Below are 26,384 nucleotides of genomic sequence, written 5' to 3'. Positions count from 1 at the left end.
GGCTCATGACGACTGGCACCGCAACGACGGGACCAGTGTTCGAAGCATGTGGCGACTGTCGCCGCGGATGGCCCTATGTGCACGTGAAACTTGGTGAAATCCTGGCGTTTTCGGCGTAAACTAGTACGCATGTTCGAAGGCTTGGAAGGGGCGGAACCGGCGGTTGTCAGCCACGCCGGGCGCACACCCAGTCGCCCCGCCGAGTTCGTGATCGACCACGAGTCGGGATTCGACGCACTCGCCGCGCTCCGCATCCATGCGCGGGCCGAGAATGTCGCGGCGGCGCACAAAGTCCTCACCCTCGCCGCCTTCGCCCGCCGCGCCTTCGAGGACGACCTTGACCGCTTCGGCGAGGACATCGCGCTCGAGCGGGGCGGTCGCGGCGCCGAATCCGAGGCGGCGCTCGCACTCGGGCTGTCCTTCAGTCTCGCGGGGAAGTACGTCGCGGTCGGCAACAACCTCGACCACCACCTGCCGCTGACCCGGGCCGCGTTCCTCGACGGCCGCCTCGACTACCCTCGGGTCCGCACCATCTCCGAGTTCACCGACCAGGTCAGCGACGCCACCTTGGAGGCTCTGGAACCGCTCGCCGTCGACGCCGCCCTGCAGCGGCCGCCGCGGGCGTTGGCGGCGGAGATCATGCGGCAACTGATTCGCATCAACCCCGATGAGGCCGCCCGCCTGCGCAAACGCCGCGAACGCAACTCCCGATTCATCTCCGTCAGCGCCGACCGGCACGGTATGGCCACCCTCTTCGGGACCCTGACCGCCGCCGAGGGGCAGGCCGTCGCCGGGTTGATCGAGGAGATGGGCGGTACCGTCTGCGCCGCAGATCCGCGGACGCCCGACAACCTCCGCACCGACGCTGGGGGTACCTCCCTGCACGAAGTGCTTGGGGGATCGTGGCGCTGATGCACGGCGAACAACACCTCACCTGCCAGTGCCCGGATCAGGCGTGCCCGACGAAGCTCCTCCCGGCCCACGAGCGGGAACGCGGAAAGGTCGACGTGCAACTGCACATCGACCTCGACACGCTGCTGGGACTGGTCGACGACCCCGGCTTCCTGTCCGGTCACGGGCCAATCGATCCGGAACTCGCGCGCAGGATCGCCGAGGACGCGACGTGGCAGGCGATCATCGCCGACGCCCGCAAGATCGCCGCCCAACGCGACGGCGATTCCGGCAGCTCACGCCAGGATGACGAAAACCCGGTTGAGGGCGGGGAATCCGATTGTGCCCGGGAGGGGCTTTGCACTGACGAAGTCGTCGAGCAGCCCGCCGCGCCCGGTATCCCCATCCGCTACCGCAGTCGACGTCGGACGGCGGGCGCCGTGCCGTCAGGACCCGACGAACCACCCCCGAGCTGGCAGGACCCACCGCTACCGCCGCCGCGCACCGACCTGAATCCGGAAATCACCACCGGGGACATCCACGCAGCGATCACAACGAACCCCGCCCTGCTGGACGGCGAGTTCCCCGACGGGCACGGCGGATTCGACCAGCCACCCCGTGGTGCGCTGACCTACCGACCATCGAACGCGGTCCGGAAGGCGGTGTTCGCGAAGTACTCCACCTGCACCTTCCCGGGCTGCACCGTCCCCACCCGCAAGTGCCAGTTCGACCACATCGTGGAGTACGACCACGACGACCCCGAACGCGGCAGCTGGACCGTCGAGACCAACGGCGAACCTTCCTGCGGGCTGCATCACCAGGCCAAGACCGACAGGCACTTCCGCGTCGTCCGCCTCGCGGGGGACGTGATCGTTTGGATCGGGCGAAACGGGGCCATCGGCGTCACGCTGCCGGACCGCTACGTCGCGACTGCTTCGCCCCGACGGCCAAAGGTCCGACCACTTGAAAGCCCGCCGGCCGCCGAGAAACCCCCGGATGCACTGATCTACGAACCGACCTGGTGGGAATCCCACATGCGCCCTTGCGACCGACCCCCCGACACTCGACGAACTCGCCACGATCGCAGACCCGGAACACCTTGCCCACTGCCGGGAGCTGCGCGCCCATCACGTCGAGCACCTCGCGGTCATCGCCGGCCGTGAGCACTACGCACCGCCATCCTTCTAGGGGCGGTTGCCGGACGCGAAGCAGTTTGGCGCAGAGTTATTGCGACCAATTTCTCCCGTGGATCTGCAATGGTAGGAACCATGCCAACAGTCACGATCGAGGTTCGGCGTAGCTACTCCGAAGCCGACGAAGTTGCCATCATCGACGCTGTCCACGGCGCGCTGGTGTCCGCCTTCCTGATCCCGCCGAAGGACAAGCACGTGCGGCTCATCGCTCATGAGCCGCACCGGTTCGCCTGCCCGCCCAATATGGCGGCACCCGAGTTCTGCACCATCGTCACCATCGACTGTTTCGCCGGTCGATCGGGGCAGGCCAAACGGAACCTCTACGCCGAGATCGTCGACCGCCTCGCGGCGCTCGGTATCCCCCGGGACCACATCACGATCACCCTCCGGGAGATCGAGCCCGAGAACTGGGGGATCCGTGGAGGGTTGGCCGCCTCCGACGTCGATCTCGGCTTCAACGTCCACGTATGACCAGGCGTGAGCAATACTTCGGCCGAGATGCGCTGGTAGCGCTCGACCTTCATCGGATCACCTGGCCGACACTGGGTGCGATGACTCGCAGCAGCGGCAGGGCGATAGCCAGTGCGAGCGTGACTAGGAGACTGCTGGTCCACACGGGACCGAGGTTGCCAGCACCGGCACCGAGAGTCGTTGCGGCAACAACAGGTCCGCTGGCTGCCCCGATGTTCAGCGCAGCGGTTGCATACGACCCACCCATTGTGGGGGCGTCCTCGGCCTCGTAGAGCACCCTTGTAATCAGGGTGCTGCCCAGCGCGAAGGACAGTGCACCCTGCGTGAACACCAGGAACAGTAGCGTCGCCGGGTACGCAGCCAGGGTCGCCATTGCGACCCAGCCGAGCAACAGTACCGGGCCGCATACTGCGATCGTGACAGCGGGACGTTGATCCGAGAGCCGCCCTGCGACAGTGACACCGACGAAAGATCCGACACCAAAAAGCGTCAGCGCCACAGGAACCCAGAGCTCTTCCAGTCCGGCGGTATCGGTCACGATCGGCGCCAGGAAGGTGAATGTAGCGAAGGTGGCGGCGTTGACCAGGGCACTGAGCAGAATGACCCGGATCAGTCCGGGCCGCGCTAGTTGGGCGATCTCGTTCCGAAGAGGCGGGGAAGCCGAAGCACCCGCTGAGGTCGCTCCGGCGTCAGCCGGAATGCCCTTGGCGATACCGACCGCAGCGGGAACGCAGAGTAGTGCGATCGCCCAGAAGGTTGCCTGATAGCCGAGCAGTGTGCCGAGCAACGCTCCGCATGGAGCCCCGGCGACGGTGGCCATCGTCGTGCCTGAGAGCAGGACCGCGAGTGCGCGTCCCTTCTGATCGGCTGCGACGAGAGTGGCCGCGGTACTCAATGCGACGGCGAGGAATCCTGCGTTGGCCAGTGCGGCGATCACCCGGGTGACCAGCAGCACCGCGAAACTTGTCGCGAGGGCGCCCACGATATGCGTGACTGCGAAGACCAGCACGAAAAACAGCAGGGTTGTCCGGGCGGGCCATCGGCGTGCCAGCGCCGCCATCAGCGGCGCCCCCACGATCATGCCGACCGCGAATGCCGAGGTGAGCAGTCCAGCTGCCCCGATCGACACCTCGAGACTATTGGCAATGTCGGGCACCAGGCCGGCGAGCATGAACTCAGAGGTACCCATGGCGAAGACCGCCACGGCGAGCATGTAGAGAGGGAGGAACATCGAAACTCCGAGGTGAGAGAACGAACAAGGAACGTCTCGTCACCGCGGTCAGCACCCGGAGGGTGCGCACAATTGCCCGCGCAGCAAGGCTGCTGGGATGTGAACTAAGAACTCAGGGGTTCCGGGGGCTGACGGCGTGACCGAAAGCCCCCGCCCGGTCTGATTCAGGGCTCGACATGGTCGCCACAGTAGCTCAACTACATCGTTGTTGATGAGCTGCTCCAACCGTGACGGGACACTAGGCGTCGGTCGGCGTCACGAACTCCGGCTGATCGAGAACCCGCAACCAGCTTCCGTCCGCCTGCCTCCGGGCGACCTGGGCCCGCGCGCCCGCACCGTCCCGTGGGGGAGTCGACGTCAGTGCGATGTCGCCGCTGATCAGGGTCGGCAGCGGCGGCTCCTGCTCGAAACGCGGCGCGTGCGCCAGCACCGATTCCCACAGCGCCTGAATGGCGGCACGGCCCACGGTCTGGCTTCCGGGCGGGTACGCCATCACGGCGTCCTCCGCGTAGAGCGCTGCGACCCCGGCCGCGTCGCCGGCATTGCTGCGTTCGACGAACAGGCGGGTGAGGTCCTCGGGGACAAGTGCTTTCTCGTTGGGCGACATGGCAATTCCTCTGCTCGGATGGACGGTTCTGCCGACAGGGTCCAGCCTTCCCGGCCGTCCGCCATGTGTCCAACAGATAGTTCTTCTGGAAACTAGAATCTGCAGTCATGGAACTTCGCCAGCTGGAGTACCTCGTCGCGGTGGCCGAGGAACGCAACTTCACCCGGGCCGCCGAACGCATGCACGTCAGCCAGTCCGGGATCAGCGCCCAGATCCGCCAGCTCGAACGCGACCTCGGCGCGCAGTTGATCGACCGCTCGAGCCGCACCGCCACGCTCACCACCGCCGGCAAGGCGGCGATCGAGCACGCCCGCGCCGCGCTCACGTCTGCGCAGGCGGTCCGGCAGTCCGTCGACGAGGTGACCACCCTGATCCGGGGCCGACTGGTGGTCGGCATGGTCACCGCGTGCACCGTCACCGGACTGTTCGACGCGCTGGCGAACTTCCACACCGCTCATCCCGGGGTCGAGATCGCCCTCGTCGAGGACGGGTCGGATCGACTGGTGGAGAAGGTGCGGTCGGGCGCCCTGGACCTCGCCTTGGTCGGGTCCGCGGCGACAGCGCCGCCGGGACTGGACGCCCTGCAGATTGTCAGCGAGCGACTGGTTGCGGCGGTGCCGCCCGACCACCCGCTGACCGGACTGCGGCGGGTGCGAGTCGAGGACCTGGCGCGGCATCCCCTCGTCTGCATGCCGAAGGGCACGGGAATCCGCACGGTCTTCGATCAGGCCTGCGCCGCGATCGGGGTCCGGCCTGCGATTGCGTTGCAGGCCAGTGCTCCCGACGCGGTGGCGGACCTCGCGACCCGCGGCCTCGGCGCGGCGATCCTCAGCGAGTCGATGGCCGGCGCCTACGACGGCCTCGTCGCCCGGGTGATCGAGGACGTCGAGGTCCCCGCGGTGCTGGCACTGGTCTGGGGCCGGATGGGCACCCCGGCGCTGCGTGAGTTGGTGCGGCACTGCCGACTGGCCTTCGGTGAGGGGCCTACCCCAGCTTGACGGTTTCGGCGACCGCCGCACCGGCGCGGCGCGCACCCCGCCGACGCTCGCGGCGCAGGTCCCACAGGTAGTGGTCGAAGTCGACCTCCATGGTGTGGCGGGCGGACTTGTAGAACCGCTTCTTGTAGAGCTGGTCGTCCCGGGTCATCTGCGCCCGCACCTCGGCGCCGTCGGGGGCGACGTAGACGCCGCGCACCATCTCGGTGATCCAGGCGCCCTGGGCCTCGGCGAGCGGCATGATCGCACCGACCGGCTGCAACAGCCCCACGAAGTACAGGCCGGGCAGGTCGGGGTGGACGGTCCGCTTCCACAGCGGCAGGTCGTTGTCCTCGACGCTCAGCAGGTCCGGGTCGAGGAACGGGAAGCTCACCCGGTACCCCGTTGCCCACACGATCAGGTCAGCCGGCGCGCTGCTCCCGTCCACGAAGACGACGCGGTCGCCGTCGAGCCGCTCGATGCCGGGCCGAGGGGTCAGGCGGGCGGATCGCAGGGCGTCCCGGATGCCCTCGGACTGCACCGGATGCGACTGTCCGGGACGGTGTTCCGGCTGCGGCAGGCCCAGCTTGGCCACATTCCCGGAGATTGCGGCGCCGAAGGCCAGCCGGGCGCTGGTCACCCACCACGGCAGCCACCCGGGCAGCGCGATCTGGTCCGACGGTCGCCCGAACGCGAACTTGCGCAGCACCCACTCGCCGCGACGCTGGGAGATCGACGCCGACCGCGCGCATTCGGAGGCCGCCACCGCGATGTCCATCGCCGAGTTGCCTGCGCCCACCACGACGACGTCCCGCCCGTCGAGCTGGTCGGCGCTGCGGTAGTCGTGCGAGTGGATCTGCTCCCCGTCGAAGCTGCCCGGGTAGGCCGGTTCGGGCAACCGCGGGTCCCAGTGGTGGCCGGTCGCGACGACGACCGCGTCGAACTCCTCGGTGCGGGTGCCGTCGGGCCCGGTGACGGTGACCGACCAGCGGCCGTCGGCGTCCCGCTCGACCTTCTCGACGGTGGTGGAGAAGGTGAGACGGCCGCCGAAGCCGAAGTGCTCGACGTAGTCCCGGAAGTAGGCGGCGACCTGGTGGTGCTTGGCGTAGGCCGGGTAGTCCTGCGGCATCGGGAAGTCGGAGTACGCCATGCGCGGGCACGAGGTGTTGATCTCGAGGGTGTCGTAGCAGGCGGACAGGCCGTTGGGGTTCTCGTACACCCAGTTGCCGCCGACGACCGGACCCTGCTCGTAGCACTCGAACGGGACCCGCGCGCCGTAGAGCGCCTTGGCCGCGGTGATCCCGCTCGACCCGGCGCCGATCACGCAGACGCGCGGCAGGTTCGGGTCGGGGGTGAGCTGCGCATGCTGGGCGGGAGCTCGATGCCTGGCCTTGACCATGTAGGACATGGTCGCCATGGTGGCACGGCGAGGGGGTGGTGCGGCAGGGATCCGGGGGCGAATTTCCGGACCGGCGGGACTTCGACGGCGGTCCGCGGCCCGCCCGCGCAGCCCCTGCGGAGCGCGGCCGGAGGTGCCAGGATCAGCGAATCAACAGATTGTTGATCCTTGAAAGGAACACACATGTTCAAACGAGGTCTAGTAGTTCTGGCGGCGCTGTCGATGACCGTCCTCGCTTCGGGGTGTAGCGACGACGCATCGAACACGTCACCCAGCACAACAACAGCCACCACCACCATGACCACGACAACGACCGTTTCGTCGGCTCCGGCAGGTGCCAATGCGCCGGCGGAGGGTCAGCAGCAACCCGCTCCGGCCCAGCAACCGGTGACTGCCCCGGGGCATGGTCAGGTCGGCGCGGGCGCGATCCCCAACCCCAACGGCGACCCGGGGTACGTCCCCTGCGAGGGCACGATCTGCACCAATCCCGATCACGGGGCGGGGACAGATCCGCAGCAGAACGGCGGTGCGGTGATGGAGAACCCGAACGGTGACGGGACGGTGGTGCCGTGTGAGGGCACGATCTGCACCAATCCTGATCACGGGGCGGGGACAGATCCGCAGCAGAACGGCGGTGCGGTGATGGAGAACCCGAACGGTGACGGGACGGTGGTGCCGTGTGAGGGCACGATCTGCACCAACCCGGACAACGGCGCCGGCGGATAGGAGCGCCAAGCTCGCCCGGGTGGTCCACGCGGTGAGGGCGTCGACCACCCGGGCAACTGGTCAGGGCCGGAGCCTGCGCAGGGCCCACAGCGACGGGGCGAGCAGTAGCGCCGCGAGGGCCAGCGCCAGCGCCGCTTCGATCAGCTGGAATCGGCGAAACAGGCTGTCGGGGTGGAACCGGATCTCGAAATGGTCTGCGCCCTGGGCGCGCTGGCAGGCAACGAACTCGCGGTTCTGCGCGGCGAGGATGGAATCCTCGCGCAGCTCGTACGCGGCGAGTGTCTCGTCGGGTCGTTGACTCCAGTCGGCATCGTCACCAATCTGGCCGCACGTGGCGTAGTCGAAGTTCACGCTTCGGCCGTTCTCATCGACCAAGCCTGAACCCAGCAGCCACATACTTCTGTTCTCGTCAGCCGGCATGTAGTGGGCCATTGTTGTCGTGGGGCCGAGAGGTTGTGACTCGACGACAGGTGTCGCGTACTGCGGTCGCGCGTCGATCTGGAAACCCACCATCAGTGCCGTCATTGCGACCAGCGTTGCCGTCATCGCCCCGAGCGTGTTGCGGAGCAGCAGCGCGGTGAGGCTTCCGAGGATCAAGGCCAGGAATGTGTACGCGCCGGCAACCAGACCGCTTGACTGGAAGAGCGGAAAGGTCAGCCGTGAGTATCCGTACCAGACGCCGTTCGAGGCGTAGGCGTAGTTCGACTGAATCCCTGCCGAGCGGGTCCACTCGAGTACCGACCCGAGGACCACCATCGCAGCGGTGACAGGTACGAATACAACCAGGAGGCGGCTCCAGTACCAACGAGCCCTGCTGACTGATTGGGACAGCCCGACGACGTGGGTGCCTCGTTCGAGGTCGCGGGAGAAGACTGTGACACCGACCAGTATGCCGAGTAGTACCGGCAACAACGTGGTGACGAGGGTGATCAGCGTGAGCGTCGACTCGGACCAACATTCGCCCGCGCCATCGCCCGATTTCGGGCAGTAGGGCATGGTGCCGAATGCCACTGGCTGTTCGGACGCTCTGATGCCGAACCCACAGACCAACGCTACGACCGCGAGGAGAAGGATCCCACCGACCGCGGCGTGGATGGTCGCGCGGTGCTGCCGCCAGGTAACCCAGATCATGCTGCCTCTTCGTCGATGGTGGTCAGGTAGGCCAGGACAATGTCGTCGAGATTCGGCTGTTCCGTGCGCCAGTCGTCGGCCCGGTTCGGCCGATCCCCGCGCACCAGGTGGGTGCGCTGCTGTGACTGGACGATGGCACCCGCGCCGATGAGTCCGGCGGGATCGTCCGGCCCGGTGAGCAGGTAGTGCTCGTCGAGGAGATCGTCGACCGCGCCGGACAGGCGAACCCGTCCGCCGCCGAGCAGCAGCAGTTGGTCGGCGATCTCGGCCACCTCCGAGAGCACGTGCGAGGACAACACCACGGTGGTCCCGTGCTCGGCGGCGTCGGTCATCAGGGTGCGCACGACGGATCGGCGGGCGACGGGGTCCAGTTCGGCCAGCGGCTCGTCGAGCAGCAGTACCTCCGGCCGACGGCCGAGCGCCAGGGCCAGCGCGACCCGGGTGCGCTGTCCGGGGGAGAGCGACTTCACCCGCGCCCCCGGCGGGATCTGCGCGTCGGCAATCAGGCTCGTCGCATACGCGTTGTCCCACTGGGTGTTCGACTTCCCACCGAATCGAAGGATCTCGGCGACGGAGAAACTGCTGTAGAGCGGCTTGTGCTGGGCGACGTACGCCAGCCCGGGGCAGATGCCGTCCCGGTCGGGACTGCGGCCGAGCACGGATATCTCCCCGCCGTCGGCCTCGAGCAGTCCCACCGCGAGGGACATCAGTGTCGACTTGCCCGCGCCGTTCGCACCGACAATCGCCGTGATGCTGCCGCGTTCGATGTCGAAGGAACACCCCCGCAACGCCTGTTTGCTGCCGAATCTCTTGTCGACCCCGCGCATGGAAAGTGCGCTGTCCGCCGCCCCGCTCATGTGAACTCCCCTGTGTCCTCGCCGAATTCGGTGTCCAGTGCCGCCGCCACCAACGCCTCGAGATCCGACCGGGCCAGGCCCGCGGACGCCGCCTGACGCGCCCAGCTCGCCAGTTCGGCCTGCAGTGCCTGCCGTTCCGCCATGCCGGGCTTGATCAGGGACGCGGTCACGAAGGTGCCCAGTCCCGGTCGCGCCTGGACGAGTCCGTCGTTCTCGAGCTCCCGGTACGCCTTGAGGACGGTGTTGGGATTGACCGTGACCGCGGCGACCACCTCCTTCGCGGTGGGGAGTCGGTCGCCCGGATGCAGGTCGCCGAGGCGCAGCGCCTGCTTGACCTGAAGGACGAGTTGGACGTAGGCCGGGATGCCGGATCGACGGTTGATGTGGAACTCCACCACCGAATCTCCATTTCACTATGACAATAGTGAAATGGATATTGCACGGTGTGGCGTCGGGTGTCAACGGTTGCGGACGATTCGGCCGCCTACGTCGGGTACGGGGTTATCGTTGCAGGCGGACCGCGCCCGACATTTCGAAGACGGTCGTCACAGGTCCTCGAGTTCGCGGTGACGGCCACCGCAGCCGCGGTGGCCGGATGGAGTTCGTATCCACCCGGGAGGGTGTCCGATGGACCTGCACCTCGATGGAAAATCCGCGGTGGTGACCGGCGCCAGCAAGGGCATCGGCCTGGCGATCACCCGAAGTCTCGCCGCGGCCGGCACGCACGTATTCGCCGGATCGCGCACCCGGACACCGCAAATCGAAGCCCTCGAATCCGAGGGGAAGGTCACCTTCGTCGCCTGCGACCTGGCTACCGCCGAGGGGCCGATCGCGCTGGTCGCGGCCGCCGAGCGACGGGGCGGTGTCGACATCCTGGTCAACAATGCCGGCGCGGTCACCCCGCGCCCGGGCGGCTTCGTCTCGGTCACCGACGAGGACTGGAACGCCTCGTGGGCACTCGGAATGATGGCCGCGGTCCGGACCACCCGCGCCGCGATCCCGGGGATGACCGCCCGCGGCAGCGGGTCCATCGTCACGGTCGGCTCGGTCAACGCCTTCTACCCCGACCCCGGAATACCCGACTACTGCGCGGTCAAGGCCGCGCTCACCAACCTCACCAAGGCCCTGTCGAAAGAGCTGGGCCCACAGGGTGTTCGTGCCAACTCCGTCAGCCCGGGCCCCGTGTCGACGGACCTGTGGTTCGGCGACGGCGGTGTCGCCGACGTGATCGGGAAGTCGAGTGGGGCGAGTGCCCAGGAGGTCGCGGACGGCGCCGTCGCAGGCACCGCGACCGGGCGGTTCACCACCCCCGAGGAGGTCGCCGACCTGGTGGTCTTCCTGGCCTCCGACCGGGCCGCGAACATCACCGGCGCGGACATGACCATCGACGGCGGATTCATCGCCACCGTGTAGACGGACTCCGATCACCCGGAAGCGGACCGCCGACGGCTCGTTGCGGTCAGAGTCCGGTCGTCAGCACGACCCGGAACCGTGCCTTCCCGCTGAGGGCGTGGCGGTACGCGGCCGGGGCGTCCGTCAGCGGGACCTCCTCGATCATCGGGCGGATGCCGGTGAGGGCCGCGAAGTCCAGGGTCCGTTCGACGTCGCGGGCGGTGCCTGCCGGGTGCCCGCGCACCGCGCGGGACTGGAAGATCAGTTGGAAGGGGCTGACCGGGATCGGCGTCGGGACGGCGCCGATGACGATCAGTTCGCCGTCCGCGGAGAGCCCGTCGATGGTGGCGGCCATGGCAGCGGAGTTGGCGGCGGTGGCCTGGACGACCTTGGCCCCGCCCAGGCCGGTCAGCTCGACCGCGACGTCCTGCGTGGTGGAGTCGATGTAGTGCCGGGCGCCGAGCTGGCGGGCCAGTGCCTCCTTGTCCGGGCCGCGGGCGATCGCCACCGTGTCGAAACCCATCTTCGCGGCGAACTGGACGCCGAGGTGCCCGAGGCCGCCGAGGCCGAGGACCGCGACCAGGTCGCCGGGCCGGGCCGCGCTCCGGCGCAGCGAGTTGTACGTGGTCACCCCGGCGCAGGCCATGGGCCCGGCCTCGGCGGCGGTGAACTCGTCGGGGACGCGGGCGATCGCGGTGGCGGGCACCACGACGGCGTCGGCGTATCCGCCGGGATAGTGCCAGCCGGGCACCTGGAGGTTCTCGCAGTGCATGAAGTCCCCGTCCCGGCACGGGTCGCAGTACAGGCACGCACCGCCGAACCAGCCGACCGCCACCCGGTCGCCGGGGCGCCAGCGGGGGACGGCCTCGCCGACCGCGTCGATCCGCCCCGCGATCTCGTGGCCGGGGGTCACCGGGAACGTCACGCCGGGCAGCGCGTTGGTCACGAACGCGTCGTCGGAGTGGCAGATGCCGCAGGCCTCGACGGTCACCCGCACCTGACCGGGGCCCGGCTCGGGCATCTCTCTCGTGGTGACGCGCAGTTCGTCGCCGGGCTGGTCTACCTGAACGGACCGGATGCTTGCCATGACGAATCGCTCCTCCCTGGCGTGATCGACGCGGGTCGGAGGACCGTACGAGATGTGGTGCGCGGCAGAGATACTCGCCAGGAGTTGGATGGGGAGACGGCCCCGACCGCCGCGGCGCGTCCCGTCCTGACGGGGCCCGCCGGCACTCGGCGTCGATGCTTCGAGCGTAGTGCCCATCGGTCGCGATGACCATCGCCCGGCCGGCCGCCGTCTCCTCCGAGGCGCCACGGGTGATGGACTTTCGGCACTTCGTGGTGGAAGTGTGGATCTCGCGCCAATCGAAGTGAATCGACCGGCCGTGACTCGGTCGGCAGCGACGGAGGAGTGGTGGCCGTGGACATGAAGCTCGAGATTGTGGTGTTGCCGGTCTCCGATGTGGACCGGGCCAAGAACTTCTACCAGTCGCTCGGGTGGCGCGAGGACGCCGACGTCACCACCGGGCCGGACTTCCGGGTGGTGCAGCTGACACCGCCGGGCTCGGCCTGCTCGGTCATCTTCGGCACCGGCGTCACCGCGGCGGCGCCCGGGTCGGCCGACGGCCCGCAGCTCGTGGTGACCGACATCGAGGCGGCCAGGGCCGAGCTGGCGAGCGGCGGTGCACCGGTCAGCGAGGTCTTCCACGACGTCGGCGGGATCTTCCACCACGCCGGCGACACCGGACGGGTCGCCGGGCCGGACCCGGACCGCACGAGCTACGGCTCGTGGCTCTCCTTCGCCGACCCGGACGGCAACACCTGGTTCGTGCAGGAGGTCACCACCCGGCAGGCCGGCCGGGTGGCGACCCCCGGTCCGGTGGCCTACGACTCCGCCGCGGACCTCGCGGAGGCGCTGCGCCGCGCGGCGGCCGCGCACGGCAGGTACGAGGAACAGCTCGGGCAGGCCGACCCGAACTGGCCGGACTGGTACGCGCAGTACATGGCGGACGAGCGCTAACGACGAGTCAGAACTGAATGGACTTCGTCTCCAGGAACTCGGCGAGACCGTCGGGCCCGAACTCGCGGCCGTTGCCGGACTGCTTGTAGCCGCCGAACGGTGCGTTCAGGTTGAACGCGCCGCCGTTGACCGCGACCTGACCGGTCCGCAGGCGGCCGGCGACCGCGCGCGCCTTGTCGACGTCCCGTGACCACACCGCGCCCGAGAGCCCGTAGTCGGTGTCGTTGGCGATCGCGACGGCCTCGTCCTCGGTGTCGTAGGGGACGATCGAGAGGACCGGGCCGAAGATCTCCTCCCGGTGGATCGTCATGTCCTGCGTGACATCCGAGAACACGGTGGGCCTGACGTAGTACCCGGCCGGCAGACCGGGCAGCGGTTCGCTGCCGCCGGTGACCAGCGTGGCTCCCTCCGACATGCCGCGGTCGATGTAGCCGCGGACCCGGTCCAGTTGCGTCTTCGAGACCAGGGGACCGAGGACGGTGCCCGGGTCGTCGGGTTCGCCGACGGGGACCGCGTCCGCGGCGGCCTTCACCGCGGACTCGACCTCGGCGAGCCGGTCCCGGGGGACGATCAGCCGCGTCAGCGCCGAGCAGGTCTGCCCGGAGTTGAGGAACGCCATCTGGATGGCGTGCGGCACCACCGCGTCCAGGTCGGCGTCGGGGAGCACCACGTTGGCGCTCTTGCCGCCGAGTTCGAGGGTCACCCGCTTGACGGTGCGGGCGGCCAGCTCGCTGACCCGGGTGCCGGCCCGGGTGGACCCGGTGAAGGACACGAGGTCGACGTCGGGGTGCGAGGCGATGGCCTCACCGACCACCGGACCGGTGCCGCTGACCAGGTTGAACACCCCCTTCGGTACGCCGACGTCGTCGAAGATCTCCGCCAGCAGCCAGGCATCGAGCGGCGCCACCTCGCTGGGTTTGACGACGACGGTGTTGCCGGCGGCGAGCGCGTAGGCGACCTTGCCCGCGATCTGGTGCAGCGGGTAGTTCCACGGGGTGATCGCGCCGACCACCCCGACCGGTTCGCGGACGATGAGTGAACTGCCGCGCTCGGTCTCGAACTCGAAGGACTCGGCCACCTCGGCGGCGTGCAGGAAGCTGTTGATCGGCATCGGCACCTGCACCGCCGCCGCGAACGAGAGCGGGGCCCCCATCTCGGCGGAGATGGTCCGCGCGAGTTCGTCCGCGCGGTCGATCAGCCCCTGCGCGACGGCCCGCAGGTAGGTGGTGCGCTTGTCGACCGGCGTGTGCCACCAGTCCTCGAAGGCGGCCCGGGCGGCGGCGACCGCGTCGTCGACGTCCGCAGGCGTCCCGTCGGGCACGGTGGCGATGACCTCCTCGGTGGCCGGGTTGACCACGTCGATCGTCGAGGTGCCGTGGGAGGGCACCCATTCCCCATTGATGTACAGATCGGTGAAGCGATGACTGCTCATGGGCGATGCTCCGGACTCGTGTGGTGGTCAGTAGTCGGCGTCGGTGTACTCGATGACCCCGCGCAGGTTCTTGCCGTCCAGCATGTCGTCGTAGCCCTGGTTGATGTCCTCGAGGCGGTAGGTCCGGGTGATCAGTTCGTCGAGCTTCAGTGCGCCGCTGCGGTAGTGGTTCAACAGCGCCGGGATCTGGGTCCGGGGACCGACGCCACCGAAGATCGCGCCCTGCAGTCGCTTCTGCAGCAGGGTCAGCTCGAACAGGCTCAGGGTGACGCTGGTGTTCGCGTAGTCGCCCATGCCGACCACCACGACGGTGCCGCCCTTTGCAGTGATGCTCATCGACGGCGCGATGATGTCGCCGGTCATCTCGCCGACGGTCAGCACGGTGACGTTCGCCATCTCACCCCAGGTGATCTCGCCGATCGTGGCGGCGGCCTCCTCGATGGAGGCGAAGGCGTGGGTGGCGCCGAACTTCAACGCCTCGGTCCGCTTGAACTCGACGGGGTCGACGGCGACGACGAACCGGGCGCCGGCGGCCCGCGCACCCTGGACGGAGTTGATGCCGACGCCGCCGATGCCGACGACCACGACCGTGTCGCCGACCTTCGCGTTGCCGATCGCGGTCGCCGAACCCCAGCCGGTGGCGACGCCGCAGCCGAGCAGCGCCGCCGACCGCAGCGGGATGTCGTCCTCCACCTTGACCAGGGACGCCTGGTTGACCGTGATGTAGGGCGAGAACGTGCCCAGCAGGCACATCTGGGTGGCGCCGACGCCGCCCACGGTGATCCGGTGGGTCTTGTCGGAGATGGACAGTCCGGTGAGCAGCCCGGCGCCCTCGTCGCAGATGTTCTGCAGGCCCATCGAGCACGGCTTGCACACGCCGCAGGCCGGGATGAAGGCGGTGACCACGTGGTCGCCCTCGGCGAGCCGGGTGACGCCGCGGCCCACCTTGCTGACGATCCCGGCGCCCTCGTGGCCGCCGACCACCGGGAACGGAACGGGGCTCTGCCCGGTGCGGATGTGGTGGTCGGAGTGACACATCCCCGAACTGGTCAGCCGGACCTGCACCTCGCCCTCCACGGGGTCGCCGAGGTCGACCTCCATGACCTTCCACTCTTCGCCGACGCCGTGGAGTACCGCTGCCTTGGTCTTCAAGATCTCTCCTTCTCCGGTCCGTGGTCGCGAGTCGCGATGGCGCCAGAGTAGGCGAAATGGTGACCTGCGTCACTCCTGCCGGTCGGCTACACCTCCGCGAACTCGAGTCCGCCCTCCGCAGGCGCGAGGACCCGGCGCCGCAGCGGCGAGCCCAGCGCCGAGGCCAGGTCGGTGCCGTCGTGCTCGGCCAGCAACTCGCCGCCCGACCACACCAGCAGCGCCGCGCTGACGGTCTGCTCGGCCGTCGAGTGCGCCAGGTCGTAGTGCGCGCACCCCGGCACCCCGGCGTAGGTCACCCACAGGTCGTAACCGGTCATGAAGAGGTCCAGGTCGAACTGCACGCTCAGCCCCAACAGCTCGCTGCGGCCGTTGTCGTCGACACCGGCGAACGCCTCGTCCAGGCCGAGCAGGCGGGGGGAGTGCGGGTCCGCGGACGAGAGCATCACGTGGGCGGCCGCGAACAGCGGCAGGTGCAGCGAGACCGACTGCTCGCCGCCGGAGAGCGCCCCGTGCCGCGCCACCGTCAACCGGTCCTCGCTGCCGTCGCCGCCGATCAGGGTGAACGAGAACACCCGCCATCGCCGGTAGTCCAGCGCGGTCGCGAGGATCTCCGGGTAGGACCGTTCCGGGTGCGCCGCCCGGGCGATCCGGATCTGGGCCGCGAAATGTGCTCGTACGGTGGCCAGCTCGTCCGGTCCCAGCCCCGACGCGTCCCGGTCGAGCAGCTTCGAGACGGCCCGGGAGTTCTCGTCGAGGTGGTCGGCCAGCACCCAGTGCACGCCGATGGTGCTGCCCGAGGACATCCGCCGCTCGCGCATCTCCGCGCCCATCTGGGCGATCAGCTCGCGGGCGTCGACGGTCCGCTCGTGGATCTGCTGCGCCAGGCCGGTGAGCAGCGCGTCCTCGAGGATGCGCCGCTCCGACTCGGTGAGCAGCTGCTCCTGGTCCGCCCGCGCGGCCGCGATCCGGGTCGCGAACTCGCCGATCGAGGAGAAGCCCTGCTCGTCCTGCACCCGCACCGTGGTCAGGCCGTCCGGCGCGTCCCACTGCAGCCGGTAGTCCTGGCCTGCCGCCGCGAGCTGCGCGTCGAAGTCCTGCAGCGCGGTGGTCAGCGCCGTCCGGGTGGCCTTGCGGGCACCGTCGCTGACCTTCACCGACTCCGTCGACGCCGTCAGTGCGGCCTGCAGTGCGAGCACCTCCGGCGGCAGCACCGGGGTGTCCGGGCCGTCCTCGTGCTGGATCCGGTACACCAGCTGGTCCGCGCTCAGCCACGCCGCGTCGGTGGCGGGCCACGAGTGCGCCTCGGTCACGCCGAGCAGCTCGAGCAGGTCGGCCCGCGCGTAGGGCGCCAACCGGTCCGCGTCGGTGCGGGCCTCGGTCAGCGCGCTGCGCAGCGCCTCCACGGACGCGCTGTGGGCGCCCTCGGACTTGCCGATCGCCTCGACCGCCGCGTCGCTGGCCTTGCGGGCGGCCCGCTGCTCGGCCTTGCACTCCTCGATCCGGTCGCGGGCCTTCGCCAGGTCCGCGTCGATCTGGTCCGCGTTGGCCCCGAGCAGTTCGCGCAGCATGTCCAGGCGCTGGACCTGCTGGGCGTAGCTCTCCTCCGCGATCGCGGACTCCTCGGCGTGCTCCTCGGCGATGCCCCGGGCCTCGGCGTGCCGGTCGTCGGCCTCGCGGCTGTGCTCGACCTCCTTGCCGTGCTCGCGGCGGCAGCGCAGCACCACCTCGCCCTGCTTCTCGAAGTGGCCGATGGCCGCGGTGAGGGAGTCCAGGTCGCGGGGGAGGTGACCGGTGCGGTGCGCAACGGCGGTGGCGCGCAACGACTTGTCCTTGGTGCCGAGGTCGGCGATGGCCTGGTCCAGTTCGCGCTGGGTCGCCGCTGCCGACTCCGAACGGGTCCGCAGCGCGCCCGCCGACTCGGTCACCGCCTTGAGGGCGGCGAGCACCGGCGTGGTGCGTGGCAACGACTTCGACGCGGCCGCGACGGCGGCGATCACCTCGGCCGTCTCCCGCTGGGCGGCCAGGGCGGCCTCGCGGGTGGCCTCGGCCGCCGCGATCGCGGCGTCCAGCTCGGCCAGTCGCAGTTCCCGGCGCCGGGCGCGGGCTGTGGCGCCGATGTACTCCGCGTCGGCCTTGGTGTGCCGACCGTGCTGCACGCCCTGCCAGAACCGGCCGTCCGTGCTGATCCCGTCCTGACCGAGCGCGATCGACTCCAGCACCGCCTGCACCCGCGCCTCGGGTACGCCGGTGTCGGACTCGACGACCAGGACGTGCGCCAGCGTCCGGCCGGCCGGACGCCGGTCGGTGGGCAACGCCGTCAGGTACTGCTCGGACTCCGCGTCGGGCGTGGCGCCGTCCCCTCCGTAGACCCAGCCGTCGAGCAGGTTCGCGGCCTGCAGCGCGGACTCGACACCCGCGGCGTCTGCCGGGTTCACCCCGTCCGCGAAGCGGACCAGCCGCCACAGCGGCGCCCCCGCGAGCCGCTCGCGGGACCCGGTGCGGGCCGCGAACGGCGGTGGGGCGTCGTCGCTCTCGGCGGCGACCCGGTCGCGGTCGGCGGTCAGCGCCGCCACCGCGGCGGCGGCCTCGGCGGCCTCCGCGCCGGCCTGCTGACGGCGGAACCGCACCTCGTCGAGGCCGGACTCGGTGTGCTCGGTCAGCAGTTCGGCCAGGGACGGGGCCTCGTCGTGGTCACCGATCTCGGTGACCGCGTCGTGCAGGTCGACGAACATCGCACTCGACACACCGATCTTCGCGTAGGTCGCGGAGCTGCGGGTCCACCAGATGCGCAACGCCTTCGCGGAGTCCGAGCGGGCCAGCGTGGCGCCGGCCTGGGCCTGCGCCACCGCGGCCGTCGCGGCGTCGAGCAGCTCCCGGCCCCGGTCCGCGGCCCGATCCGCGCGGGTGCGCTCGGTGGCCGCGCGTTCGACGGTGGCCAGCGCCTCCCGCACCGTGCGGACGTCACCGTCGCGTTCCTCGGCGTGCCCGCGGACCGCATCGGTGAGCTGGTCGGTACGGGCGTTGGGCGGCAACGGAACCCAGGCGATGCCGGCGTCCTCGGCGGCCGCGAGCAGCGCGTCCTCGGCCCGGCTCAGCGCGGTGACGGCCGCGGTGACGGCGGCGGTGGACCGGGCGGCCTCGTCGGCCCGCTGCGACAGGCTGGCCTGCGCCTTGCGGGCCTTGTCGGACTGCTGCTCGGTGGAGAGCTTGAGGGTGGCGACCACCGCGGCCAGGTCGTCGAGCTGCTGCTTGCCCTCGTAGGCGCCCGAGCGCTGCAGGGTCTCGAGTTCCGATCGGGCCTGCTCGAGCGCGCGCTCGGCTGCGGTGAACCGCTCCTCCGCCTCGGCGCGTTCGCGCCCGCGTCGGGTCGCGACCTCCGCGCTCTCGAACAGCGCGCCGACGGACTGCTCGACGGTCTCGAGCCGCCGGGAGACCTGCTCGACATCCGCGCGGGCCTGCTGGCGCAGGTAGCGGCGGTACACCGTGACGAAGTCCGCGGACGCCTGGTCGGCGGCGGCCAGGCCCTCGAGCGCCCGGCCGACCTCCTCCATGTCGCTGAAGGACCGGGCGGCCTCGAGCACCAGCTGCTCGTCGAGCGGTCGCAGCCCGTCGGTCAGCGCCTGGGACAGGCCCTTCGGGTCGAGGTTCTTCGCCAGCTGCGGGCGCCGCAGGGTGAGGATCAGGTTGATCAGCTGGTCGTACCGCTCGGCGCCGAGACCGAAGAGCCGGGCGTCGATCGCGGCCCGGTAGTCGGTGGGGCGGTCGGTGAGCGCGTCGGTGCCGAGCTGCTCGGCCAGTTGCCGCTTGGTCAGTGGCCGGTCGTCACTGCCCAGCAGTGAGAAGTCCACCCCGACACGACCTTCGGCGACGAAGTGCCAGCGGGTGACCTTGTCGTTCTGCCGGGTGGCCCGCATCCCGATGCCCACCGTGACGGACTCCGGGTCGTCCTGCGGCCCGCGGGAGAACTCCATCCAGACGTACGAGTGCGCGCTGTCCTGCCCGCGGTAGAGCAGGTTCGACTTCATCGTCCGTTCCTCGCCCGCGAACGGGTTCAGCCGGCGCGGCTCGATCCGGCCGTCGAGGACGAACGGGAAGAGCACCTCCAGGGCCTTGGTCTTGCCCGAGCCGTTGGGCCCGCGCAGCACCAGCCGGCCGTCGGCGAAGGAGAACTCCTGGTCGCGGTAGTCCCACAGGTTGATGATCCCGGCCCGGGTGGGACGAAAACGCGCGTGCGCCATGCGAAATCTGCCTCTACTTCTGTGTCGGAGTGGGATCGAACAGGTCGGGACTGGTGGCCCGCTCGCGGACGGTGACCACCACCCCGCGGTACCGGGCCAGTGCGGGCAGCGCCAGCACGCCACCGTCGGTGCGGCGCACCAGCAGCTGCTTGTCCAGCAGCTCCACCGCCCGGCGGCGGAGCCCGTCGGGATCGGCCTGCCACTGCGCGGCGAAGGTCCGGCCGAAGCGGGCGACCAGCTCGACCACCGCCGCGTCGATCCAGCTGTCCTCGATCAGCGGGTAGCGGGCAGGCTCGCGGAACTCGCCGGGTGCGTCCGCGTCGGGAGCGTCGGGGGCGGTGGCCTCGTCGGGTTCGTCCGCCAGGCCCCGGAAGATGCCGGCGTCCGGGATCGCCGAGTCCAGCTGGGCCAGCAGCTCCGCGTGCCGCGAGCTGGGCAGCGGCAGCCGAACCGACTCCGGCGCATCGGGATCGAGGACCCGGTCGGCGATCTCGCCCGCCAGCAGCAACGCGACCTGCGCGACGGTGCCGGTGTTCGGGAACCGCAGGTCCGACAGCCGGCCCGACGGGTCGATCATCGCGATGCCCTCGGCGCGGCGCTCGGCCACCAGCCCGGTGAGCTTCTCCACCTCGGCGGCGGTGCGCGGCAGCGCGAGCTGCAGTGCCTCGTCGTCGTCGAGCTCGCCTGCGTAGACGACGGGTCGTTCCACCAGCGCGCGACGCACCCGGCGGGCCGGGCTCGCCGTCTCGTCCGCGAGCAGACCCTCGACGGAGACCAGGTGCTGCAGGGCCCGCGGGGGACGGAACAGTGCGACCACCACCGAGCGGTCGATGTCGTAGAGGGCCTCTCCCGCATCGGGATTGGCCGCCCATCCGCCGGCGTCGCCGTCGGCGAGGGCGATCGCCCCGCGCGCGGCGAGCCAGCCGACGGCGTCGACAAAGGCGTCCCGGTCCGCGGCCCGCTGCGTCGAGAGCTCCACGCCGTCGACCTGGGTGGCGTCGGCGGTGACGTGGTCGGCGAGCTCGGAGAGGGTGATCTGGTTCCCGGCCCGGCCGAGCGCCGCCAGGCACAGGGCCAGGTAGGCGTACCGGTGCCGGTCGAAGTCGCGGTCGGTGCCGGTGCGGGCGGGCGCGGTCGCGTCGAGGCGGTCCGCGACGGTGAACAGCCGGGCCGTCGTCTCGGTGACCTCGAGCCGGTAGCCGAACAGCTCGAGCAGGTCGTCGCGCAGCTCGGTGGCCCAGCGGCGCAGCAGCGGCAGTGCGACCCGGTCCGGGTAGTCGGCGGTGACGAGGTGGTTGGCCAGGATCACCCGGGCCGCGCGCTGGTAGGAGTCCAGGGTCAGCGGCGAGATCTCGTTCGCCCTCACTGCACGCTCACCCGCAGCCCGTCCAGGTGCAGGCTCCCGCGCGCGGTGCGCACGGTCGTCGACTCGGTGTGCGGGGTCAGGGTCAGCCGCACCCCGCTGTCGGAGCCGGTGGAGCCGGCGACCCGGCCGCTGACCGGCACCCGGGCGGTGAGCGCGGCGTTGAGCAGGCTGAGCAGCACCGCCGTCTCCTGTTCGTCGAGGGTCCGTTCGTAGACACCGCCTGCGGCCAGCGACGCGGCGGCGACGCTGCGGGCCCGCTGCTCGCCGAGCTGGCGTTCGCGGAGCCGACGGATGCCGGCGTCGTTGCGCTGCACCCGGCCGGGCAGGCCCGCCGACGGCGACCTGCCGGTCTCGGCGAGGGTGCGGGCGATCTCCACCGGCGGCGCGTCCCACCAGGAGCGGGAGTCGGGGATGACGTCGGCGTCGGGATGCAGCATCGACAGGTGCCGGGGCTGGCCGAGGTCGAAGACGGACCGGAACAGGGCGTGGGCGGCGTCCTCGGTGGGCGTCGCGGCGAACCAGCCGGCCAGGTGCCGCAACTGGCTCTCCCGGCTGACCCCGCCGCGGCGGGTCTCGGTGACCCGGCGCAGCAGCGCGAGCACCGCCGCGATCGCGCTCATGGTGCCCTCGCGCAGCCGCTCGGACTCGCTGAGCCCGCCCTCGGCCGCGACGAACCACTGGGTCAGGCCCTGCCAGCGCGCCGCCCAGTCCGCTCGCCGCTCCTCGATCGGCAGGAACATCCGCTCGTCGCTGGTCGCGGCGCGGTCCATCAGCTGCTCGAGGCCGGTGGCCTCCACGGCCGAGATCGCACCGGTGATCTTCGGCGCGTACCGGGCCAGGTCGGAACTGAACTCGCGCATGTGGGTCAGCAGCGCGTCCTTGTGGGTCAGGAACGCCTCCGGGGTGATCTCGGTGGTGCGGACCAGGTCGCCCAGGGTGAGGTAGAACTGCGCGGCGCGGCCGGCCATCTCCGAGAGCGTCGAGTCCAGGCGGGCGAGCTTGCGGTAGATCAGGTCGCCGTCGGCGTTGCGGTTCGCCTCGGCCAGCTCGCCCAGGTCGGCGAGCAGCTCCGGCAGCGCCAGCCGGGAGAGCGCGGACTCGTCACCGCGCGCCCCGAGCACGTCCTCGACGGCGCGGAAGGTCTGGTAGCCGAGCTGGCTGAACTGGTAGACGAAGTGCCGGTTGCGGTACTCGGCGAGCGTCGCGGCCCGGGAACCGTCGTAGCTGCGCTCGAGCACACCCCAGACGTGCAGCTGCTCGAGCAGCGGACCGATCTCGGCGGCGGAGAGCCTGCCGATCCGGTCGGCCACCTCGCCGCTGTGCAGGAGCACCACGTAGTTGGCCCGGGCCTGGTCGAAGACCCGCAGCACCGACAGGTAGTCCGCACGCTTCTCCGCGGTCGCGAAGGAGAACAGTCGCAGCCGGTCGTCACGGACGGCGGTGTCACGGACGAACGTGTCTCGGGTCGCGGGGTCGGCCCTGCCGGAATCGCTCACCGGGAACAGCCTAGGGGAGCCGACGGCGCTACAGCGGGACCGGCGCCCCGTAGGTCATCACGATGTCGCCGTCGGCGGTCTCGAGGCGCGCGTACGGGCGCAGGGTGGTCGGTCCGACGGCTCCGGAGACGCTGCCGTGGACGCCGCCGACGCGGATCTTTGCGGTCGGGCCGTCGAACTCCTTGTCCTTGACCAGCGGGACGTCGGTGATGCCGCCGGGTTGCAGGTCCACGATCAGGTTCTGCTGCGGGATGATGTCGGCGAGCAGTTCGACACGGTTCTCGGTGTCCAGCAGCAGGCTCGGCTCGGGGATGAGGCCGATGAGGGCGCCGTCGGTGTGCTCGGCCTCGAAGCCGAGGGCCGGGGTGTTGATCTGGATGGAACCGCCGGTGATCGCGATCGGGTAGCCGACCTGGTAGCCGAAGGTCAGTTTGCTGCCCACCGCGTCCGCGGCGGCGGGGCCGGTGATGCGGGCCTCGGCGTAGCCGTTGTGGAAGAACTCGCGGCTGAAGGGCGAGCTGTCGAGCGGCGGCACCGAGTTGACCCGGGTGTCGCCCTGGATGATCTCGAGGGTGTCGCCCTTGGCGTCGACGATGGAGTTGGCGTTGTCGACGCCGGCGACCGCGACGCCGTTGCCCAGCACCATGCCCGTCACGACGACGCCGGCCAGTGCTGCGCCGCGCACGAACGTCGTGGAGCGTCCCCGAGGCTTGTGAGAGTCAGGCATCGATACCTCTTCTGTCCGGTCGTGCGGCCGAGCGCGTGTTCGCGTTCGGGAACTGGTGTATCCGGTGGACCTGAACGAAGGTCGTGCCGGTGGACGCTAGTCGGGGAACATTGCGAGAATTCGGTGTTCGGGTTTTTCTCGCCGGGCGTGTCGCGGAGAGAGGCGAGGTCCCACCGCCGGCGTGTGGCTGGGTGTCGCTGCCGGCGGTGGGACCGCGGTCGTTCCGGGCGTGCTGTGCAGGTGTGTCGCTGGGGGAGTCGCTACAGCCGGAACGGCGCGCCGTAGGTCATCACGATGTCGCCGTCGGCGGTCTCGAGCCGCGCGTACGGGCGCAGGGTGGTCTGTCCGACGGCCCCGGAGACGGCGCCGTGGACCCCGCCGATCCGGATCCTCGCGGCCGGGCCGTCGAAGGCCTTCTCCTTGACCAGCGGGACGTCGGTGATGCCGCCGGGCTGCAGGTCCACGATGAAGTTCTGCTGCGGGATGATGTCGCCGAGCAGCTCGGTGCGGTTCTCGGTGTCCAGCAGCAGGCTCTCGTCGGGGATGACGCCGATCAGGGCGCCGCTGGTGTTCTCCCCCTCGAAACCGAGGGCGGGGGTGTTGATCTGGATGGAGCCGCCGGTCACCGCCGCCGGGTAGCCGACCTGGTAACCGAAGGTCAGCTTGCTGCCGACAGCGTCGGCGGCGGCGGGGCCGGTGATGCGGGCCTCGGCGTACCCGCTGTGGAAGAACTCCCGGCTGAGCGGTGAGCTGTCCAGTGGCGCCACCGCGTCGATCCGGGTGTCGCCCTGGATGACCTCGATGGTGTCGCCCTTGGCATCGACGATCGAACTGGCGTTGTCGACGCCCGCGGCCGCGACGCCGTTGCCGAGCACCATGCCCGTGACGACGACACCGGCGGCGGCGACCGCCCTGGTGGCGGCGGTCCTGCGGGTCCGACGTGCCTTGTCAGTCTCCGTCATGAAATCGTCATCCGTTCGGTCGCGTCCCCACGCGTGCCCACGCCTGGAAACCAGTCCAATGAGGGATCCCCGATCTGGGTCAGACGCTAGTGGATGACGACCGCGAGCGCGCGTCAATGCTCGACCGACGCGCTGGCTACCTCCTGGGCATCAGCACCGGAGCCAGTACTGCCAGTGCCAGCGTCGGCACTCCGAACGCTGCCGTCGGGCTGACGGCGTACAGCGGTGTCAGTGCCAGCGGGGCGAGGGCGGCGCCGCCGAACCTGAATGCCTGCACCACCGATACCGCGCCGCCCCGGTTGGCGCCCTCCCCGGTGAGGGTCGCGGCGTTGACCCCGACCAGGACCATCTGTCCGGCGACCCCGGCCAGCGCCCACGCCGCCGCGACCACCGCGACCGGGCCGAGCACGCCAGCGCTGAGCACCAGCGCCGCGCCGCCGACCGCCCCCGCCAGGACCGCGGTGCGGGCGTCGTAGCGGTCGACGAACCCGCCGACCCACCGTGCGGCCAGCATCCCGGCGACGCCGAATCCGGTGAGCAGCAGGCCCCGCCCAGAGGGTTCGAGCCCGAAGGTGTCCTCGCCCCGGAAGGCGACCAGGAAGCCGATGCCGCCGAGCGCGCCCCAGCCGAGCAGTGCCACCACTCCGATCCGCAGCACGGTGGGTTCGAGCGCGTCCCGCAGCCGCGGCGGCCTGCCGGTGGCGGTGTCGTCGGCGGAACGGGGCAGTCCCACGGCGCCCAGCGACAGCGCGACCGCGGCGATCGCCACGAAGGCCAGGCGCCAGTTGAACTCCGCGGCCAGGCCGCCGACCAGCGGTGCGGTGGTCTGGCCCGCGGCCTGCAGCGCACCGAAGGTGCCGAGCGCCCTGCCGAGACGGGCGCGGGGAGTGGCCGAGGCGAGCGCGGCCAGCAGCAGCGGGGTGGTGAACGCGTTTCCCGCGCCCTGCAGCACCCGGCCTGCGAGGAACACCTCGTAGGTCGGGGCGAGCACGCACACGAGCGAGGCCAGCGCGTATCCGCCGTAGGCGACGCGGACCGTGCGCAGGCGTCCCCAGCGGGCCCCGTAGGTGCCGGAGACCAGCATCAGCGCCGCGAACGGCAGGAGGTACGCCGTCAGCGAGGAGGCCGCCGTCGCCGTGCCCACCCCGAGGTCGGCGCCCATCTCGGGCAGCATCGAGGTGACGACCCCGCCGCCGAAGGGCCCGAGGAACCCGCCGGCGAACAGCGCCCCTCGCTGCAGCCTGGACCTCACAGACCGCCGAAGCCGCCCGGTCCGCGCCGACGCAGGTACCGCTCGAACTCGGCGGCGATGGCGTCGCCGTCGATCTTCGAGATCACGTCGGAGATGTCCACCTCGGCGTCGCCGCGCTCCTCGAGCGAACGGACGTACTCGCTGATCTCCTCGTCGTCCTTGGTCATCTCGGTGACCGACTCCTCCCACTCCTGCGCCTGGGCGGGCAGCTCGGCGAGCGGCACCTCGACGTCGAGCACGTCCTCGACGCGCTGCAGCAGCGCCATGGTGGCCTTCGGGTTCGGCGGCTGCGAGACGTAGTGCGGCACGGCGGCCCAGAACGAGATCGCGGGAACCCCGGCCTTGACGCACTCGTCCTGCAGCACGCCGGTGATCCCGGTCGGGCCCTCGTACCGGGTCTGTTCGAGGTTGAACTGCGCGGCGGCCTCGGTGCTGTAGGCGGTGCCGGTCACCGGGACCGGTCGGGTGTGCGGGGTGTCGGCGAGCAGCGCCCCGAGGATCACCACGGTGTTGACCTGCAGATCCTCGATGATCTCGAGCAGGTCGTCGCAGAAGCTCCGCCAGCGCATGTTCGGTTCGATGCCGCGCATCAGCAGCACGTCCCGGTCGCTGCCCGGCGGCGAGCACACGGAGATCCGGGTTGCCGGCCACTCGATCTCGCGGGTCACTCCGTCCACCTGCCGCACGGTGGGTCGATTGACCTGGTAGTCGTAGTAGTCCTCCGAGTCGAGCTCGGCGAGCGGACGGGCGTCCCAGATCAGTTCGAGGTGCTCGACGGCACCGCTGGCCGCGTCGGCGGCGTCGTTCCAGCCCTCGAACGCGGCGACCATGATCGGGTTGCGGAGCACGACGGGGTCGCCGTCGGGC

23 protein-coding genes are annotated in these 26,384 nt (G+C 70.5%); 7 read left to right on the top strand and 16 right to left on the bottom strand.

Going from position 1 to position 26,384, the window contains the following annotated elements; genetic code table 11:
• The first annotated feature begins 129 nt into the window (after positions 1-129).
• The 3 genes from ACFO6S_RS12770 to ACFO6S_RS12760 all read left to right on the top strand — a co-directional run bounded on the left by ACFO6S_RS12770 (position 130) and on the right by ACFO6S_RS12760 (position 2,555).
• Positions 130-912: a DUF222 domain-containing protein gene (locus ACFO6S_RS12770; RefSeq protein ID WP_378417465.1), complete on the top strand. Its 783-nt coding sequence runs from the start codon at positions 130-132 to the stop codon at positions 910-912.
• Positions 903-2,054, top strand: a complete 1,152-nt coding sequence (locus ACFO6S_RS12765) for an HNH endonuclease signature motif containing protein (RefSeq protein ID WP_378417463.1) — start codon at positions 903-905, stop codon at positions 2,052-2,054. Before ACFO6S_RS12770 ends, ACFO6S_RS12765 begins: the two co-directional genes overlap by 10 nt.
• Positions 2,055-2,159: 105 nt before the next feature.
• Positions 2,160-2,555, top strand: a complete 396-nt coding sequence (locus tag ACFO6S_RS12760; protein WP_378417461.1) for a tautomerase family protein — start codon at positions 2,160-2,162, stop codon at positions 2,553-2,555.
• 49 nt (positions 2,556-2,604) lie between these two features.
• On the opposite strand, the gene ACFO6S_RS12755 is transcribed toward ACFO6S_RS12760, so the two are convergent.
• The gene (locus tag ACFO6S_RS12755; RefSeq protein ID WP_378417459.1) at positions 2,605-3,786 is read right to left on the bottom strand and encodes a Cmx/CmrA family chloramphenicol efflux MFS transporter; all 1,182 of its coding nucleotides are present in this window, start codon (positions 3,784-3,786) and stop codon (positions 2,605-2,607) included.
• 238 nt (positions 3,787-4,024) lie between these two features.
• Positions 4,025-4,393 (bottom strand): YybH family protein, encoded by a 369-nt coding sequence (locus ACFO6S_RS12750; RefSeq protein WP_378417457.1) that lies wholly within the window; start codon positions 4,391-4,393, stop codon positions 4,025-4,027.
• A gap of 107 nt (positions 4,394-4,500) precedes the next feature.
• Between ACFO6S_RS12750 and ACFO6S_RS12745 the strand changes: the two genes are divergently transcribed.
• Entirely contained in the window at positions 4,501-5,391 is an 891-nt protein-coding gene (locus ACFO6S_RS12745) for a LysR family transcriptional regulator (protein ID WP_378417456.1), read from the top strand.
• On the opposite strand, the gene ACFO6S_RS12740 is transcribed toward ACFO6S_RS12745, so the two are convergent.
• Positions 5,378-6,775, bottom strand: a complete 1,398-nt coding sequence (locus ACFO6S_RS12740; protein WP_378417454.1) for a flavin-containing monooxygenase — start codon at positions 6,773-6,775, stop codon at positions 5,378-5,380. The two genes, ACFO6S_RS12745 and ACFO6S_RS12740, sit on opposite strands and share 14 nt — an antisense overlap.
• Positions 6,776-7,153: 378 nt before the next feature.
• Here ACFO6S_RS12740 and ACFO6S_RS12735 point away from each other — a divergent pair, with 378 nt between their 5' ends.
• The gene (locus ACFO6S_RS12735; protein ID WP_378417452.1) at positions 7,154-7,492 is read left to right on the top strand and encodes a hypothetical protein; all 339 of its coding nucleotides are present in this window, start codon (positions 7,154-7,156) and stop codon (positions 7,490-7,492) included.
• A gap of 60 nt (positions 7,493-7,552) precedes the next feature.
• Here the strand turns inward: ACFO6S_RS12735 and ACFO6S_RS12730 are convergent, their stop codons facing one another.
• From ACFO6S_RS12730 to ACFO6S_RS12720, 3 genes are read right to left on the bottom strand one after another with little or no spacing between them, the layout of a single operon-like run.
• Positions 7,553-8,623, bottom strand: a complete 1,071-nt coding sequence (locus tag ACFO6S_RS12730; RefSeq protein ID WP_378417450.1) for an ABC transporter permease — start codon at positions 8,621-8,623, stop codon at positions 7,553-7,555.
• Complete coding sequence (locus ACFO6S_RS12725; protein ID WP_378417448.1) at positions 8,620-9,480, bottom strand: ABC transporter ATP-binding protein; 861 nt, start codon at positions 9,478-9,480, stop codon at positions 8,620-8,622. The genes ACFO6S_RS12730 and ACFO6S_RS12725 overlap by 4 nt, the downstream gene beginning before the upstream one ends.
• Entirely contained in the window at positions 9,477-9,878 is a 402-nt protein-coding gene (locus ACFO6S_RS12720; RefSeq protein WP_378417446.1) for a GntR family transcriptional regulator, read from the bottom strand. Before ACFO6S_RS12720 ends, ACFO6S_RS12725 begins: the two co-directional genes overlap by 4 nt.
• A 229-nt stretch (positions 9,879-10,107) precedes the next feature.
• Here ACFO6S_RS12720 and ACFO6S_RS12715 point away from each other — a divergent pair, with 229 nt between their 5' ends.
• Positions 10,108-10,893, top strand: a complete 786-nt coding sequence (locus tag ACFO6S_RS12715; protein WP_378417444.1) for an SDR family NAD(P)-dependent oxidoreductase — start codon at positions 10,108-10,110, stop codon at positions 10,891-10,893.
• A 46-nt stretch (positions 10,894-10,939) separates the two neighbouring features.
• Here the strand turns inward: ACFO6S_RS12715 and ACFO6S_RS12710 are convergent, their stop codons facing one another.
• On the bottom strand, positions 10,940-11,959 hold the full coding sequence (locus ACFO6S_RS12710; protein WP_378417442.1) for an alcohol dehydrogenase catalytic domain-containing protein: 1,020 nt from the start codon (positions 11,957-11,959) through the stop codon (positions 10,940-10,942).
• A gap of 339 nt (positions 11,960-12,298) precedes the next feature.
• On the opposite strand from ACFO6S_RS12710, the gene ACFO6S_RS12705 reads away from it, so the two are divergent.
• On the top strand, positions 12,299-12,892 hold the full coding sequence (locus tag ACFO6S_RS12705) for a VOC family protein (RefSeq protein WP_378417441.1): 594 nt from the start codon (positions 12,299-12,301) through the stop codon (positions 12,890-12,892).
• A 7-nt stretch (positions 12,893-12,899) separates the two neighbouring features.
• Here ACFO6S_RS12705 and ACFO6S_RS12700 read toward each other — a convergent pair whose 3' ends face one another.
• The 9 genes from ACFO6S_RS12700 to ACFO6S_RS12660 form a co-directional block, all read right to left on the bottom strand.
• On the bottom strand, positions 12,900-14,324 hold the full coding sequence (locus tag ACFO6S_RS12700; RefSeq protein ID WP_378417440.1) for an aldehyde dehydrogenase family protein: 1,425 nt from the start codon (positions 14,322-14,324) through the stop codon (positions 12,900-12,902).
• Between the two features lie 27 nt (positions 14,325-14,351).
• On the bottom strand, positions 14,352-15,476 hold the full coding sequence (locus ACFO6S_RS12695) for an NDMA-dependent alcohol dehydrogenase (RefSeq protein ID WP_378417438.1): 1,125 nt from the start codon (positions 15,474-15,476) through the stop codon (positions 14,352-14,354).
• Positions 15,477-15,562: 86 nt separating this feature from the next.
• Entirely contained in the window at positions 15,563-19,714 is a 4,152-nt protein-coding gene (locus ACFO6S_RS12690; RefSeq protein WP_378417436.1) for a TIGR02680 family protein, read from the bottom strand.
• Positions 19,715-19,727: 13 nt separating this feature from the next.
• Positions 19,728-21,080 (bottom strand): DUF2398 family protein, encoded by a 1,353-nt coding sequence (locus ACFO6S_RS12685; RefSeq protein ID WP_378417435.1) that lies wholly within the window; start codon positions 21,078-21,080, stop codon positions 19,728-19,730.
• On the bottom strand, positions 21,077-22,501 hold the full coding sequence (locus tag ACFO6S_RS12680; protein WP_378417681.1) for a TIGR02677 family protein: 1,425 nt from the start codon (positions 22,499-22,501) through the stop codon (positions 21,077-21,079). The genes ACFO6S_RS12685 and ACFO6S_RS12680 overlap by 4 nt, the downstream gene beginning before the upstream one ends.
• A 103-nt stretch (positions 22,502-22,604) precedes the next feature.
• Positions 22,605-23,303, bottom strand: a complete 699-nt coding sequence (locus tag ACFO6S_RS12675) for an MspA family porin (protein ID WP_378417434.1) — start codon at positions 23,301-23,303, stop codon at positions 22,605-22,607.
• A gap of 260 nt (positions 23,304-23,563) precedes the next feature.
• The gene (locus ACFO6S_RS12670; protein WP_378417433.1) at positions 23,564-24,265 is read right to left on the bottom strand and encodes an MspA family porin; all 702 of its coding nucleotides are present in this window, start codon (positions 24,263-24,265) and stop codon (positions 23,564-23,566) included.
• A 136-nt stretch (positions 24,266-24,401) separates the two neighbouring features.
• Positions 24,402-25,517: an MFS transporter gene (locus ACFO6S_RS12665; RefSeq protein ID WP_378417431.1), complete on the bottom strand. Its 1,116-nt coding sequence runs from the start codon at positions 25,515-25,517 to the stop codon at positions 24,402-24,404.
• Positions 25,514-26,347, bottom strand: coding sequence for a PAC2 family protein (locus ACFO6S_RS12660; protein WP_378417679.1), 834 nt, complete (start codon positions 26,345-26,347; stop codon positions 25,514-25,516). The genes ACFO6S_RS12665 and ACFO6S_RS12660 overlap by 4 nt, the downstream gene beginning before the upstream one ends.
• Between the last annotated feature and the right edge of the window lie 37 nt (positions 26,348-26,384).

The organism is Rhodococcus kronopolitis (assembly GCF_042654025.1).
Taxonomy (GTDB): domain Bacteria; phylum Actinomycetota; class Actinomycetes; order Mycobacteriales; family Mycobacteriaceae; genus Rhodococcus_G; species Rhodococcus_G kronopolitis.
The sequence above is the reverse complement of the archived record's forward strand: the minus strand, read 5'-3'. Positions and strand labels throughout refer to the sequence as shown.

Bases quoted from the DNA above. Each gene is read 5' to 3' on its own strand.
- ACFO6S_RS12770 (WP_378417465.1), top strand. From the start codon at position 130: ATGTTCGAAGGCTTGGAAGGGGCGGAACCGGCGGTTGTCAGCCACGCC.
- ACFO6S_RS12760 (WP_378417461.1), top strand. From the start codon at position 2,160: ATGCCAACAGTCACGATCGAGGTTCGGCGTAGCTACTCCGAAGCCGAC.
- ACFO6S_RS12755 (WP_378417459.1), bottom strand. From the start codon at position 3,786: ATGTTCCTCCCTCTCTACATGCTCGCCGTGGCGGTCTTCGCCATGGGT.
- ACFO6S_RS12750 (WP_378417457.1), bottom strand. From the start codon at position 4,393: ATGTCGCCCAACGAGAAAGCACTTGTCCCCGAGGACCTCACCCGCCTG.
- ACFO6S_RS12745 (WP_378417456.1), top strand. From the start codon at position 4,501: ATGGAACTTCGCCAGCTGGAGTACCTCGTCGCGGTGGCCGAGGAACGC.
- ACFO6S_RS12740 (WP_378417454.1), bottom strand. From the start codon at position 6,775: ATGTCCTACATGGTCAAGGCCAGGCATCGAGCTCCCGCCCAGCATGCG.
- ACFO6S_RS12730 (WP_378417450.1), bottom strand. From the start codon at position 8,623: ATGATCTGGGTTACCTGGCGGCAGCACCGCGCGACCATCCACGCCGCG.
- ACFO6S_RS12725 (WP_378417448.1), bottom strand. From the start codon at position 9,480: ATGAGCGGGGCGGCGGACAGCGCACTTTCCATGCGCGGGGTCGACAAG.
- ACFO6S_RS12715 (WP_378417444.1), top strand. From the start codon at position 10,108: ATGGACCTGCACCTCGATGGAAAATCCGCGGTGGTGACCGGCGCCAGC.
- ACFO6S_RS12710 (WP_378417442.1), bottom strand. From the start codon at position 11,959: ATGGCAAGCATCCGGTCCGTTCAGGTAGACCAGCCCGGCGACGAACTG.
- ACFO6S_RS12705 (WP_378417441.1), top strand. From the start codon at position 12,299: ATGAAGCTCGAGATTGTGGTGTTGCCGGTCTCCGATGTGGACCGGGCC.
- ACFO6S_RS12700 (WP_378417440.1), bottom strand. From the start codon at position 14,324: ATGAGCAGTCATCGCTTCACCGATCTGTACATCAATGGGGAATGGGTG.
- ACFO6S_RS12690 (WP_378417436.1), bottom strand. From the start codon at position 19,714: ATGGCGCACGCGCGTTTTCGTCCCACCCGGGCCGGGATCATCAACCTG.
- ACFO6S_RS12675 (WP_378417434.1), bottom strand. From the start codon at position 23,303: ATGCCTGACTCTCACAAGCCTCGGGGACGCTCCACGACGTTCGTGCGC.
- ACFO6S_RS12670 (WP_378417433.1), bottom strand. From the start codon at position 24,265: ATGACGGAGACTGACAAGGCACGTCGGACCCGCAGGACCGCCGCCACC.
- ACFO6S_RS12660 (WP_378417679.1), bottom strand. From the start codon at position 26,347: ATGGTCGCCGCGTTCGAGGGCTGGAACGACGCCGCCGACGCGGCCAGC.